General features: G+C 73.0%; 11 protein-coding genes. All 11 read right to left on the bottom strand.

All coding sequences use genetic code 11. From position 1 onward, the window contains the following. The 11 genes from rimM to smc all read right to left on the bottom strand — a co-directional run bounded on the left by rimM (window position 1) and on the right by smc (window position 13,623). Window positions 1-549: a ribosome maturation factor RimM gene (rimM, locus tag OHL10_RS16030; protein ID WP_265523239.1), complete on the bottom strand. Its 549-nt coding sequence runs from the start codon at window positions 547-549 to the stop codon at window positions 1-3. A gap of 141 nt (window positions 550-690) precedes the next feature. After that, the gene (locus tag OHL10_RS16025; RefSeq protein ID WP_265523238.1) at window positions 691-930 is read right to left on the bottom strand and encodes an RNA-binding protein; all 240 of its coding nucleotides are present in this window, start codon (window positions 928-930) and stop codon (window positions 691-693) included. Further along, a complete protein-coding gene (gene rpsP, locus OHL10_RS16020; RefSeq protein WP_265523237.1) occupies window positions 930-1,352 on the bottom strand; it encodes a 30S ribosomal protein S16 in 423 nt (140 codons plus the stop codon). The genes OHL10_RS16025 and rpsP overlap by 1 nt, the downstream gene beginning before the upstream one ends. A 206-nt stretch (window positions 1,353-1,558) precedes the next feature. Next, window positions 1,559-2,680 (bottom strand): amidohydrolase family protein, encoded by a 1,122-nt coding sequence (locus tag OHL10_RS16015; protein WP_265523236.1) that lies wholly within the window; start codon window positions 2,678-2,680, stop codon window positions 1,559-1,561. Window positions 2,681-2,737: 57 nt separating this feature from the next. Then, a complete protein-coding gene (ffh, locus tag OHL10_RS16010; protein WP_265523235.1) occupies window positions 2,738-4,360 on the bottom strand; it encodes a signal recognition particle protein in 1,623 nt (540 codons plus the stop codon). 69 nt (window positions 4,361-4,429) lie between these two features. Then, window positions 4,430-6,232 (bottom strand): [protein-PII] uridylyltransferase, encoded by a 1,803-nt coding sequence (locus OHL10_RS16005; protein ID WP_265523234.1) that lies wholly within the window; start codon window positions 6,230-6,232, stop codon window positions 4,430-4,432. 19 nt (window positions 6,233-6,251) lie between these two features. After that, the gene (locus OHL10_RS16000; protein WP_265523233.1) at window positions 6,252-6,590 is read right to left on the bottom strand and encodes a P-II family nitrogen regulator; all 339 of its coding nucleotides are present in this window, start codon (window positions 6,588-6,590) and stop codon (window positions 6,252-6,254) included. Further along, the gene (locus OHL10_RS15995; protein WP_265523232.1) at window positions 6,587-7,861 is read right to left on the bottom strand and encodes an ammonium transporter; all 1,275 of its coding nucleotides are present in this window, start codon (window positions 7,859-7,861) and stop codon (window positions 6,587-6,589) included. The genes OHL10_RS16000 and OHL10_RS15995 overlap by 4 nt, the downstream gene beginning before the upstream one ends. A 224-nt stretch (window positions 7,862-8,085) precedes the next feature. Beyond that, window positions 8,086-9,285: a signal recognition particle-docking protein FtsY gene (gene ftsY, locus OHL10_RS15990; RefSeq protein WP_265523231.1), complete on the bottom strand. Its 1,200-nt coding sequence runs from the start codon at window positions 9,283-9,285 to the stop codon at window positions 8,086-8,088. A 59-nt stretch (window positions 9,286-9,344) separates the two neighbouring features. Next, window positions 9,345-9,905, bottom strand: a complete 561-nt coding sequence (locus OHL10_RS15985; protein WP_265523230.1) for a hypothetical protein — start codon at window positions 9,903-9,905, stop codon at window positions 9,345-9,347. Window positions 9,906-10,011: 106 nt separating this feature from the next. Further along, window positions 10,012-13,623, bottom strand: a complete 3,612-nt coding sequence (gene smc / locus OHL10_RS15980; RefSeq protein WP_265523229.1) for a chromosome segregation protein SMC — start codon at window positions 13,621-13,623, stop codon at window positions 10,012-10,014. Window positions 13,624-13,719: the final 96 nt, after the last annotated feature.

The raw sequence follows: 13,719 nt of genomic DNA, 5'->3' as shown, positions 1-13,719 counted from the left end.
TCAGGAGTCCTCGTCGAGATCGGCCCGCTCGTCCACGACCTTCTCGGCATCGCGCGCGAGCAGCCCGCCGGGAGGGTCGAGCACGACCCGCCCGCCCGGTACGTCGACGACCGGCACGATCTCGCGGACGAAGGGGACGAGCGACCGCACGCCGCCCGTCTCCCGGACGACGAGCACGTCGTGCGCGGGCAGGTGCTCGAGGCCCTCGACCTCACCGACCACGGTCCCGTCGAGGAGCTCGGCCCGCAGGCCCGCCAGCTCGTGGGGGTACCAGGCGTCCTCCTCGTCGGAGACGTCCGCGTCGACGACGAGCGTGGTCCCCCGCAGCTCCTCCGCACGGTCACGGCCCGTCACCTCAGCGAAGGTGACGAGGTAGCGCCCTTGGTGCACCCGCACCCGGGCGACCGTCAGCGGTCCGGCCTCCGCGGGCTCGGTCCGCAGGACGGAGCCCGTCGCGAGCCTGGTGTCCGGGTCGTCCGTCCGCACGTCGAGCGCCACCTCGCCCTTGAGTCCGTGCGCGCGGCCGATCCGCGCCACCGTGAGCTGCATGGTGTTGTCCTTCTGTGGGAGCGATCAGGTTCGGTGAAACGACAGGGACCACGGCCGTCGAGACGCCGGTGACCAAGGTCGTGGAACGACGATGCCCGGTCCCCACAGGGAGGGGACCGGGCATCGTCGGGATGCCGGTGGTCAGCGGCGGTCGACGTCGACGACGTCGACACGGACCGGACCGCTGGTCGCGAGCGCAGCGATCACGGTGCGCAGCGCACGTGCTGTGCGTCCGCCACGGCCGATGACCCGGCCGAGGTCCTCGGGGTGGACCCGGACCTCGAGCAGGTCGCCGCGTCGCAGCGTCTTGGAGCTCACCCGGACGTCGTCCGGGTTGTCGACGATCCCGCGCACCAGGTGCTCGAGCGCCTCCGCGAGCATCAGGACTGCTCTTCGGCAGCCTCAGCCGGCTCGTCGGCCGGAGCCTCGGACTTCTTCTCCGCGGCGTTGGCCTTGACCTTCTCGGCGTCCTTGGCGGCAGCCTCGATGGCGGCGGCCGGGTCGACCTTCTCGCCCTTGACGCGCAGCGTGCCCTCGGCGCCCGGCAGGCCCTTGAACTTCTGCCAGTCGCCGGTGACCTTGAGGAGCACCAGGACCTGCTCGGTCGGCTGTGCGCCGACGCTGAGCCAGTACTGCGCACGCTCGGAGGAGATGTCGATGAGCGACGGCTCCTCGGTGGGGTGGTACTTGCCGATCTCCTCGATCACACGACCGTCCCGCTTGGTGCGGGAGTCGGCGACGACGACACGGTAGTACGGCGCCCGGATCTTGCCGAGACGCTTCAGACGAATCTTGGTGGCCACAGTGGTGGTCTCTCCTGGTTCTGAGGGTGACGACCCGTGCACCGTCACGGTGGGGCCGGGACGGGATGGGGTCAGGACACGGCGCTACGCGGTGAGAGGGGCCGGGCACGCCGAGTACGCGGCCATTGTGCCAGACGCCGGGCGGTGACTCCAAGCGGCAGCTCCACCCGCCTGCTCCGCCCGGCACCTCCACGCGCGCGAAGGGCTCAGCGCGCGGGTGCGACGACCTGACCTCGCAGCACGACCGCCGTCGGGGCGCGCAGCACACCGACGTCGGCCCGGGGGTCCGACGGGTAGACCACGAAGTCGGCCGAGGACCCCTCGACGAGCGCGGCGTACCCGAGGTACTCCCGGGCCTGCCAGCTGGCGGCCGCGACGACGTCGGCAGCGGGGATCCCGGCCGCCACGAGCTCGGCGCACTCGTCCGCGATCCGTCCGTGCCCGATCGTGCCGCCCGCGTCCGTGCCGACGAGCACCTGGATGCCGGCCTCGAAGAGCTGGCGGGCCTGCTCGTACCGGCGTGCGTGCAAGGCACGCATCCGCGCGGCGAAGCGCGGGTATCGACCGTCCGCGCGGGCGGCGATGCGCTCGAACTCCCCGATCTGCAGGAGGGTCGGCGTGACCGCGACACCTCGCTCGGAGATCTCGTACATGAGGTCGGGGTGGATCCCGGTGCCGTGCTCGATGCAGTCGACGCCCGCCGCCAGGAGCGAGGGGATGACCTCGTCCGAGAAGGCGTGCACCGTCACGCGGGCTGCCTCGGCGTGCGCGACCGCGACCGCCTCGGCGAGCACGTCGTCGGGCCACAGCGGGCGCAGGTCGCCCTCGTCGCCGAGGCTCCGGTCGATCCAGTCGCCGACGATCTTGACCCAGCCGTCACCGGCTCGTGCCTCGCGGCGGACCGCCCCGGGCAGGTCGTGGACGTCCTCCAGCTCGAGCCCGTAGCCGCGCAGGTACCGCTTGGGGCGCGCCAGGTGACGGCCGGCGCGCACGAGCCGCGGCAGGTCCGGGCGCCGGTGGACCCATCCGGTGTCGACGGGAGACCCCGCGTCACGGACGAGCAGGACCCCGGCGTCGCGGTCGGCCACGGCCTGCGCCTGCGCGGTCGCCGCGTCCACACCGCCGTCCGCCCCCAGTCCGATGTGGCAGTGCACGTCGACGAGGCCGGGCAGGACCCAGCCCTCGAGGGTCATCATGTTGGTCCCCTGCGCGGACGGGCGCGTCAGGCTGACCCGGCCGTCCTTGACCCAGATGTCACCGACCTCACGGTCGTCCCCGAGCAGGACGCGGCCGTGGACGTGCAGGGTGGGGCCTTCCGACGCGGACATGGGGCTCCAGGTTCGTGGGACGACGGGTCAGCGACGCTCAGGAGGCGCGGGACGCTCCTAGCGCCCGAGGAACTTCTCCAGACCCGGGGGGATCTGCAGGTCGGCGGCGTCCGGTGCGGGCTCCTGCCCACCCCGCGCGCCGGCTCCGAACGCGGAGCCCGGCTCGCTCATGGCGGGCCCGGCGGCAGTCCGGTCGGCGGCGGCCCGCTCCTGGGCCGCGCGCTTCGCGGGGTTCCCAGACTTGCCCTTGGACCGGCGCTGGGGGGCTTGGCTCCGCCCGCGGGACTTCTTGCCGCCCATACCGCCGGGCAGCCCACCCATCCCCGGCATGCCCGGCATACCTGGCATACCGCCGCCGCGACCCATCTGCCGCATCATCTTCTGCGCACCGGCGAACCGCTCGAGCAGCTGGTTGACGTCGCTCGTGCGCACACCCGAACCACGGGCGATCCGCGCGCGGCGCGAGCCGTTGATGATCTTCGGGTTCTCGCGCTCGGCGGGCGTCATCGAGCGGATGATCGCCTCGATGCGGTCGACCTCGCGCTCGTCGAAGTTCTCCAGGGCCTCGCGCATCTGCCCCATGCCCGGCAGCATGCCGAGCATCTTCTTCATGGAGCCCATGTTCTTCATCTGCTGCATCTGGACGAGGAAGTCCGCGAGCGTGAAATCCTGGCCGCTGGCGACCTTCTGCGCCATCTGCTCGGCCTGCTCGGCGTCGAACGCCTTCTCGGCCTGCTCGATGAGCGTGAGCACGTCACCCATGTCGAGGATGCGTGACGCCATCCGGTCGGGGTGGAACGCCTCGAAGTCCGTGAGCTTCTCACCGGTCGAGGCGAAGAGGATCGGGCGACCGGTGACACGAGCCACGGACAGCGCGGCGCCGCCGCGGGCGTCGCCGTCGAGCTTCGAGAGCACGACGCCGGTGAAGTTCACCCCGTCCTCGAAGGCCTTCGCGGTCGTCACCGCGTCCTGACCGATCATCGCGTCGATGACGAAGAGGATCTCGTCGGGCTGGACGGCGTCGCGGATGTCGGCCGCCTGCCGCATGAGCTCGGCGTCGACACCGAGGCGTCCCGCGGTGTCGATGATCACCACGTCGTGCTGACGCTGGCGGGCGGTCTGCACGCCGTCGCGCGCCACCTGCACGGGGTCTCCGACCAGGACGTCGGCCGGGGCACCCTCGGCGACACCGGGGTGCGGGGCGTAGACCGGGACGCCGGCACGCTCCCCCACGACGCTCAGCTGGTTGACCGCGTTCGGACGCTGGAGGTCCGCCGCGACGAGGAGCGGCGTGTGGCCCTGCTCGCGCAGGGACAGCGCGAGCTTGCCGGCCAGGGTCGTCTTGCCCGCACCCTGGAGGCCGGCGAGCATGATGACCGTCGGCGGGTTCTTGGCGAACCGCAGCCCGCGGCTCTCGCCGCCGAGGATGGCGACGAGCTCCTCGTTGACGATCTTGACGACCTGCTGGGCCGGGTTCAGCGACCCGGAGACCTCGGCGGACAGCGAGCGCTCGCGCACGGTGCCGGTGAACTCCCGCACCACCGGCACGGCGACGTCGGCGTCGAGCAGGGCACGGCGGATCTCGCGGATCGTCGCGTCGATGTCCGCCTCGGACAGCCGACCCTTGCTGCGCAGGTTCTTGAAGGTCGATGTGAGTCGGTCAGACAGCGTGCTGAACACCGCGTCATCCTTATCGCTCGGGGTTCTGGGGCCTCTCGGCGTACTCCGGGAGAGGCCCCAGCCTACCGGTCAGGGTGCGCCGACCGTGCGAGGCACCGGCGGCAGGGTCCTCGACGCCAGCTGCACCAGGTCGTCGACGAGCCGCGCCCGCCACGCCGTCCAGCCCGTGGGTCCCAACGACGACGCGTCGGCCTCCGTGAGCGCGCGCAGCACCTCGAGCAGGTCTCGCCTGCCGTCGACGGCTGCGAGGAGCTCGGCGACCGTCGCCGGGTCGTCGTGGTCCCCCGAGACGGCGAGGCGCGAGAGCGTGAGGTGGTGGCGGACGAGGAGCGTGACGTCGTCGACCACTCCTGCGTCGAACCCCATCCGCCCGAGGATCTCCGGGACCAGCCGCGCCCCCTCGACCGAGTGGTCCACGGCACCTCGCCGCTTGCCGATGTCGTGCAGGATCGCCGAGAGCAGCAGCAGGTCACCGCGCGCCACGTCCTTGCGCGCGCGCGCTGCCCGGGCGGTGACCTCCACGAGGTGCCGGTCCACGGTGTGCCGGTGGATCGCCGCACGCTGCGGCCGGTTGCGCACACCTGCCCACTCGGGGATCCACGTCGTCACGACGCCCGCGAGGTCGAGCGCCTCCCAGATCGCGATCTGGGCGTTGCCCGAGCCCAGCAGGCTCAGCAGCGCGGCCCGGGCCGGCTTCGGCCACGGCTCCGGCAGCGGCGGGCAGTGCGCGAGGCTCGTGACGGACACCGGGGAGAGCGTCAGCCCCGTGCGCGCCGCCGTCGCGGCCGCGCGCAGCGACAGGAGCGGGTCGTGCTCGGGGTGGGCGTCGACCGCGAGGACGAGCTCGCCGTCGTGCTCGACGAGGCCGTCTCCCACCGAGCGCAGTCGCGGCGCCGCCCGTCGTCCACGCACGATGACCGGTCGGCGGGCGACCCCTGGGCGCTGGAGCGCCTGCCGGGCCCGGCGCACGGTCGTGTCGAGCGCGTAGGAGATCGCCCGACCGGCCTCCGCGAGGCTGGCCAGGAGCTCGTCCGGGTCGTCGTACCCGGTCATCTCCGCGACCTCGTCGAGATCGGCCAGGACGAGCCGGTTCGAGTGCCGGCCCGTGACGACCTGGACTGCGTCCCGCACGTCGAGCAGGTGCGTGTACGCGCGGTCCACCGGGCCGTGCGGCCGGTCGGTCAGCCAGGTCGCGGCAAGCGCCGAGAGGACCACGGCGTCGCGGATGCCGCCACGTGCCTCCTTGAGGTCGGGCTCGATGAGGTACGCGAGCTCGCCCGCGCGCTCGGCCCGCTCACGCGTCGAAGAGAGCAGCTCGGGCAACCGGCGCCGGGACGCCGAACGCCAGTCGGTGAGCACGGCGGACGAGGCGCGGTGCACCACGACCGCGTCACCCGCGATGGCCCGCACGTCGAGCCACCCCACCGCAGCGGGGACGTCCTTGGACGCCACCTGCCGGCACTGGGACAACGAGCGCACCGAGTGGTCGAGGTCGACGCCGGAGTCCCACAGCGGGTACCAGAGCCGTTCGGCGACCTGCGTGATCTCCTGCGCCGAGCGGGATCGGCCGTCGTGCACGAGCACGAGGTCGAGGTCGCTCGCCGGCCCGAGGTCGCCGCGTCCGAGGCTGCCGACGGCAGCGAGCGCCATCCCCTCGACGTCGGCCCCCTCGGTCGCGTCCTTCCAGAGTGTGGTGAGCGCCTCGGTGACGAGATCGCTCAGCGCTGCGCGGCGGGCCACGCCGGAGCGGCCGGGTCCACTGAGGTTCCGGGCCAGAGCGAGCATCTGCGTGCGGAGGTCCCGCACCCCACCGGGGTGCGGGACCTCGCCGTGCTGCTCGCCGCTGCCCCCTGGCAACGGTTCGTCAGTCATGTGTCCGGACTGCCCCTGCCTACAGCGCGCCCGGGCCGTGCTCGCCCGTACGCACCCGCGCGACGTCGTCGACAGGGACCGTCCAGACCTTGCCGTCACCGATCTTGCCGGTCTGCGCCGCCTTGATGACGACCTCGGTCACCGCACCGGCGTCCGCGTCGTCCACGAGGACCTCGATGCGGACCTTGGGGACGAGGTCGACCGTGTACTCGGCGCCGCGGTAGACCTCGGTGTGGCCCTTCTGCCGGCCGTAGCCGCTGGCCTCGCTGACCGTCATACCGCGGACACCTGCTGCCTCGAGCGCCGACTTCACGTCGTCGAGACGGTGGGGCTGGATGATTCCCGTGACGAGCTTCATGCTCGGACCTCCTTGACGACGGTTCCCTGGGCGATGTTCTCGTAGGCCGTCTCACCGTGGACCGCGAGGTCGATGCTGTTGACCTCTGCGTCCTCGCTGACCCGCCAGCCCATGGTGGCCTTGAGGAGAAGGCCGAGGACGGCGGTGACGACGGCGGAGATGGCGATCGCGACCAGAGCGATGAGCACCTGGACGATGAGCTGGTTGACGCCCCCACCGTAGAACAGGCCCGAGCCCGTGGCGAGGAAGCCGAGTGCGACCGTTCCCCAGAGGCCGGCGACGAGGTGGACGCCGACGACGTCGAGCGAGTCGTCGTAGCCGAAGCGGTACTTGAGGCCGACCGCCAGGGCGCTGAGCGCGCCGGCGATGATGCCCACCGCGATGGCTCCGAGCGGCGAGACGTCACCCGCGGCCGGGGTGATGGCGACCAGGCCGGCGACCACACCGGACGCGGCACCGAGCGAGGTGGCGTGCCCGTCGCGGATCTTCTCCGTGATGAGCCAGCCGATGATCGCGGCGGCCGTGGCCGTCGTCGTGTTGACCCAGGCGAGGCCCGCGGCACCGTCCGCGCCGTACGCGGAGCCCGCGTTGAAGCCGAACCAGCCGAACCACAGGAGCGCGGCACCGAGCATGACGAACGGGAGGTTGTGCGGCCGCATGGGCTCCTTGCCGAAGCCCTTGCGCTTGCCCACGATGATCGCGAGGACCAGCGCCGCGACACCGGCGTTGATGTGCACGACCGTGCCACCGGCGAAGTCGATGGGGTCGGCGATCGAGGCGAACGGTCCGTCGTCGGACAGCAGGCCACCGCCCCAGACCATGTGCGCCATCGGGAAGTAGCTGAGGGTCACCCACAGGCCGGAGAAGACGAGCCAGGTGCTGAACTTCACGCGCTCGGCGAGGGCACCGGAGATGAGCGCCACGGTGATGATGGCGAAGGTCGCCTGGAAGCCGACGTCCACGATGACCGGCAGGCCGTCGCTGAGCACGAACTCACCCGCGTCGTCGTAGATCGTCCCGGCCAGGCCGAACTGCTCGAACGGGTTGCCGAAGAGCCCTGCCACGCTGCCGTCGGCGTAGGACATCGACCAGCCCCACAGGACATAGATGACGCCGACCACGGCCATCGCGCCGAACGACATCATCATCATGTTCAGCACTGACTTGCCCCGGACCATGCCGCCGTAGAACAGCGCCAGCCCTGGTGTCATCAGGAGCACGAGCGATGCTGATGTCAGCATCCACGCGGTGACTCCGGTATCCAGCTCCATTGTTGATCTCCCCTCGCCAGCCGGGCGGCCGGTCGAGGTCAACAGTCGAGGAGCAGGATTTCCTGCGGACTGTCGTCTCGTTACGTCGCGGTGACAAGGCACCACTGGATGTAAACGTTGTGTTTCGTGCGCTCCGGCGCCGGTCAGGACGTCCGGATCGTGACCCGACCGTGATCACCCTGCGATCAGCGCGTGACGCCCGTCTGCGTGCGGCGGGGCCCGCCTCAGTCGCCGAGGAGCCCGTCGACGAAGCTCTCCGCGTCGAACGGCGCGAGGTCGTCCGGTCCCTCCCCGAGGCCGATGAGCTTGACCGGGACGCCCAGCTCGCGCTGCACCGCCACCACGATCCCGCCGCGGGCCGTACCGTCGAGCTTCGTGAGCACGATGCCCGTGACGCCGGCCACCTCACCGAAGACCCGTGCCTGGTTGAGCCCGTTCTGCCCGGTCGTGGCGTCCAGAACGAGCAGCACCTCCGACAACGGGGCCTCCTTGGAGATGACCCGGCGGATCTTGCCCAGCTCGTCCATCAGACCGGCCTTGTTCTGCAGTCGGCCCGCGGTGTCCACGAGCACCACGTCCGCACCCGACGCCCGGCCCTGGCGGACCGCGTCGTACGCCACGGCGGCGGGGTCGGCGCCGTCCCGGTCGGCCCGCACGGTGGGCACCCCCACCCGCGCGCCCCACGTCTGCAACTGGTCGGCGGCCGCCGCGCGGAACGTGTCGGCGGCGCCGAGCACGACGTCCCGGTCCTCCGCGACCAGCACCCGGGCGAGCTTGCCCACGGTCGTCGTCTTGCCTGTGCCGTTGACACCCACCACGAGCACGACCGCCGGCACCCGTGCGCCGTCGTCGTCCAGGTGCGCCGTGGTCGCGAGCGACCGGTCCAGCGCGGGATCGACCAGCGCGACGAGCTCCGAGCGCAGCAGGTCGCGCACGCTCGCCGCGTCGCGGACCCCGAGGACCCGGACCTTCTTCCGCAACGACTCGATGAGCTCGCCGGCCGGGCCCGCGCCGACGTCGGCCAGGAGCAGGGTCTCCTCGAGCTCGTCCCAGTCGTCCTCCGTGAGGTGGTCGCGGGACAGCACGGTCAGGAGGCGGGCGCCGAACGGCGAGCCCGAGCGCGCGAGACGGTCACGCAGGCGCGCCAGCCGCCCGCCGACGGGTTCCGGACGTTCGACGACGGGCGCCTCGGCGACCGGGGAGTCCGGCACGTCGAGCTCCGGCTCAGCGAGCGGGCCCGGTCCGGTCGCGAGCGGGTCGCCCGCCGATCCGAGCTCCGGGGCCTCGGTCGTGGGTGCGTCGGTACCCTCGCGCTCGTCGAGCCGGTCACCACGGCGCGACGGCCGTCGACGGACCCCGACGAGGACGAGTCCGAGTAGAGCGAGGACGGCCAGCGAGATCCAGAGCGGGAGGAGATCGTTCACGCAGGAAGTCTCTCAGACCGGGCGGCCGGACGCTCCGGACGGACCGTCAGGCATCGTGCTCAGACCCGGGCGTCTGCGGTCTCGTCGTGCGCGGGGCGCGTGGGCTGCGGGACCGCGCCGCGGCGGTCGTGGTCCGTCGGGAACGGGACTGGCCGCGACGTGGGCGCGGGCGTACCGGCCGGGCGGGGTGAGCGGGGTGCGCCCACGCCGGAGCGGGCGGAGGCGGCGCCCGAGCGCACGGTGGACAGGGCCGCGGGCGCGACCCGGACGGGTACGTGGATCGTGCGGACGGCGCGGTCACGGGCCTGGAAGAGGATGTCGGTGAGCTCCTCGGCGTCCACGTAGGCGGGCCGGTTCACCGCCGTCGCCGCGAACAGCTCGTCGATGCCGGTGTCCACGGGGCGGCGGGCAGCACGCCCCTGCGGCGCGCCGGCCTCGGTGGCGTCCGAGCGTCGTCGGTGCACGCCCAGCCCCGAGCGGAAGTCGGTCCAGAACCCGCGCAGCCCGAGCCTCTCCGGTGCCTGGGCGCCGGAGTCCATGCGGCTGACCACGCTCGCGAAGAGGAACACGAGAAGTGCCGCGCCGACGGCGACACCGAGCCAGAGGAACATCCCGATCATGGCTCAAGTATCCGGTCACCACGCGCTCGTGCAGACCAGGACACGGCGCGTCGAACGATCCGCACCACATCTTCACAAGGCGCGGAATTCCAGCGTTCCTGGGAGGTCAGGAAACGTGCTCCGCGTCACGCAGACGCTGGCTGATGACCGTCGTGACGCCGTCCCCCCGCATCGTCACCCCGTACAGTGCGTCGGCGATCTCCATGGTGCGCTTCTGGTGCGTGATGACGATGAGCTGGGAGTCGCGCTGGAGCTCGCGGAAGATCTCGAGGAGGCGCCCGAGGTTGACGTCGTCGAGCGCAGCCTCGACCTCGTCCATCACGTAGAACGGGCTCGGGCGCGCCTTGAAGATCGCGACGAGCAGCGCGACGGCCGTCAGCGAGCGCTCGCCGCCGGAGAGCAGCGACAGCCGCTTGACCTTCTTGCCCGCCGGACGCGCCTCCACCTCGATGCCGGTGGTGAGCATGTCGTCCGGGTCGGTGAGCACGAGCCGCCCCTCCCCGCCCGGGAACATCCGGGCGAAGACCTGCTCGAACTGCTCGGCGGTGTCGTGATAGGCCTCGGTGAACACCTGCTCGACCCGCTCGTCGATGTCCCGCACGATCTCGAGCAGGTCGGTACGCGACTTCTTGAGGTCCGCGAGCTGGGTCGCCAGGAAGGTGTGCCGCTCCTCGAGCGCGGCGAACTCCTCGAGCGCCAGCGGGTTCACCCGGCCGAGCCGGTTGAGCGCCCGCTCGGCCTCGCGCAGGCGCTTCTCCTGCTCGGCGCGCACGTAGGGCACCGAGGGCGGGTCGTCGTCCGCGCCGCCGCCCTCCGCAGCGCTACCGTCCGTGCCGTCGCCCTCCGGGGCGGCGGGGGCGCCGGTCGGCACCGGGCGGTGCGGACCGAACTCCTCGACGAGCACCTGGGGATCCAGGCCGAGCTCTTCGACGCTGCGTTCCTGCAGCTGCTCGACGCGCAGCTGCTGCTGCGCCCGGGCGACCTCGTCGCGATGCGCGACGTCGGTCAGCTCGCGCAGGCGCACGGCCAGCTCGTCGACACCGGACCGGCCCGCCGCCACCCGGGTCTCCCGCTCGGTCCGTGCGGCCTCGGCCTCCTCCCGCGCGGTCGCCGCCCGGGCGAGAGACCCCTCGAGGACGCGCAGCGCGGCAGCGGCGCCCTCCTGGACCGACCGAGCGCGCTCCGCCTCCCGCACACGCTGGGCCTCCCGGGCCGCGGCACGCTCCCGCGCCGCGCGCTCGGTGGCCGCCGCGCGGCCGAGCGACTGCGCGCGTCCGGACAGAGCCCGGGCCCGCTCCTCGCTCGTGCGCAGCGCCAGCCGCGACTCCGTCTCCCGCGCCCGTGCGCCCGCCGCCTCCTGCGCGAGCCGGTCGCGCTCGGCGGTCGCCGTGACGATCGCGTCCTCGGTCTCCTCCGGCGCTGCCTGCGCCTGCTCGAGCCGCGCGGCCAGACCCGCGAGCTCCTCCTGGTCGGCGACGAGCGTCTCCGCCGCCCGGTCGAGGCTGGCGCGTGCGCGGTCGGCCTCCGCCGCGGCCGAACGGGCCGAGGACCCGAGATGGCCCAGCTGCTCGGCGACGGCGGCGAGGGCCGCGTCGGACTCGTGCAGCCGTTCCAGCGTGGCCTCGTACCGGCCACGCGCGTCCGTGGCGGCCTCACGCGCCGTCACCAGCGCGAACCGCGCCCGCTCGCCGCGCGCCACGGCGTCATCGTGCGCCGCCCGCGCCTCCTCGAGCGCCGCCTGCAGGTGCAGGACGCTCGGCGCCGAGGCCGACCCGCCCCACGCCCGGTCCGCTGCCAGCAGGTCGCCGGTGCGGGTGACGACGACGAGCGCGGGGTGCGCCGTGAGCGCGGCACGCGCCTGGGCGAGGTCGTCCACGACGAGCACACCGTCGAGCAGGCCGTGCACAGCCCCCTGGACCACCGCCGCGGCGGTGACGACGTCGAGGGCCCACACCGCGCCGTCGGGCACCCCGGACGGCAGGTCCGCTCCGGAGGCCTCCGGGGTCGGCCCGAGCGCCACGAGGAGGCTCGCGCGACCGGCGTCGTCGGTGCGCAGCCGGCGCAGCGCGTCCACGGCGGCCCCGACGCTCTCGACCGCCACCGCGTCGGCACCACGGCCGAGCGCGGCGGCGATCGCGTCCTCGTACCCCGTGTCGATGCTCAGCAGCGCGGCGAGCGAGCCCAGGGTCCGGACCTCCTCGGTGGCGAGCAGCGCACCGGCACCGTCCTTGCGCTCGAGGCTCATCTGGAGGGTCTCGATCCGCGCGCTCCAGGTCGCGCGGTCACGCTCGGCGCCGGACTCCTCCTCGACGAGCCCGGCCACCGCCGACTCGGTCTGCTCGACGTCGTGGGCGGCCTGCTCGTGCTCGGCGTCGAGCCCCTCCTCGCCCTCCTCGACCCCGACGACCTGGGTCTCGAGTGCGGCGAACTGCGTCGAGGCGTCGTGCTGGCGGTGTTCCGCCTCGGTCAGCGTCTCGCGCAGCCGCCCGATCTCGGCCTCCGTCGCCTCGACACGGCTGCGCCGGGCCGAGACCTGTCCGGCGAGCCGCGCGAGCCCTTCACGCCGGTCCGCGGCACCGCGCAGCAGCGTCGCCACCTGGCGCTCGGCAGAGCTCGCGCTCTCCTCGGCCGCGGAGCGTGCCTCGACGGCCTCGGCGAGCGCCGCCCGGGCGAGGTCCACCTCGGCGGTGAGCTCCCGCTCGGCGGCCCGTGCCCGGTCCGCCTGCGCCTCGAGGTCGTCGGGGTCCTGACCCTGCGGCGCGGGCTCGGCCCGACCGAGCAGGCGCTGGCGGTCGGCCGCGAGGGACTGCGTCCCGCGCAGGCGCTCGCGCAGCGACGAGAGCTGGAACCACACCTCGTTCGCCTCGCCGAGCGCCGGGGCCGCGGCCGCCGCCTCGGTCTCCAGGCGCACCAGCTCCGCGCGCGCCACCGCGAGTGCTCGTTCCACCTGCTCCTGCTCGGTACGCAGGGCGGTCTCGTCCGCGAGCTCCTGGGCGAGGGTGGCGGTGAGCTGGGCGAGGTCGTCGGCGAGGAGCCGCGCCTTGGCGTCGCGCAGGTCGCTCTGGACCGTCTGGGCCTTGCGGGCGACCTCCGCCTGGCGGCCGAGCGGCCCGAGCTGGCGGCGGATCTCGGCGGTGAGGTCGGCCAGGCGCGTGAGGTTGGCCTGCATCGCGTCGAGCTTGCGGAGCGCCTTCTCCTTGCGCTTGCGGTGCTTGAGGACGCCGGCGGCCTCCTCGATGAAGCCGCGGCGGTCCTCGGGCGTGGCGCGCAGCACCGCGTCGAGCTGGCCCTGCCCGACGATCACGTGCATCTCGCGGCCGAGGCCGGAGTCGGACAGCAGGTCCTGGATGTCGAGCAGCCGGCACCCGGAGCCGTTGATCGCGTACTCGGACCCGCCGTTGCGGAACAGGGTGCGCGAGATCGTGACCTCGGAGTACTCGATCGGCAGGGCGCCGTCGGAGTTGTCGATCGTCAGGGCGACCTCGGCGCGACCGAGGGGCGGGCGGCCGGTCGTGCCCGCGAAGATGACGTCTTCCATCTTGCCGCCGCGCAGGGTCTTGGCGCCCTGCTCCCCCATGACCCACGCGAGCGCGTCGACGACGTTGGACTTCCCGGAGCCGTTGGGGCCGACGACGCACGTGACCCCGGGCTCGAAGCGCAGCGTCGTCGCCGACGCGAACGACTTGAAGCCGCGCAGGGTGAGCGTCTTGAGGTGCACGTCGTGAGCCTAGCCGCCGACAGCCACGATCCCGTGGACCCGGGAGCCGCTGTGGGCGGGGCGGTGGCGGCAATCCGGCAACGGTTTGCCGCCACC

This window comes from Oerskovia flava (assembly GCF_026163685.1).
GTDB lineage: Bacteria > Actinomycetota > Actinomycetes > Actinomycetales > Cellulomonadaceae > Oerskovia_A > Oerskovia_A flava.
Note: the sequence above shows the minus strand (reverse complement) of the source record. Positions and strands in the feature narration are given on the sequence as shown.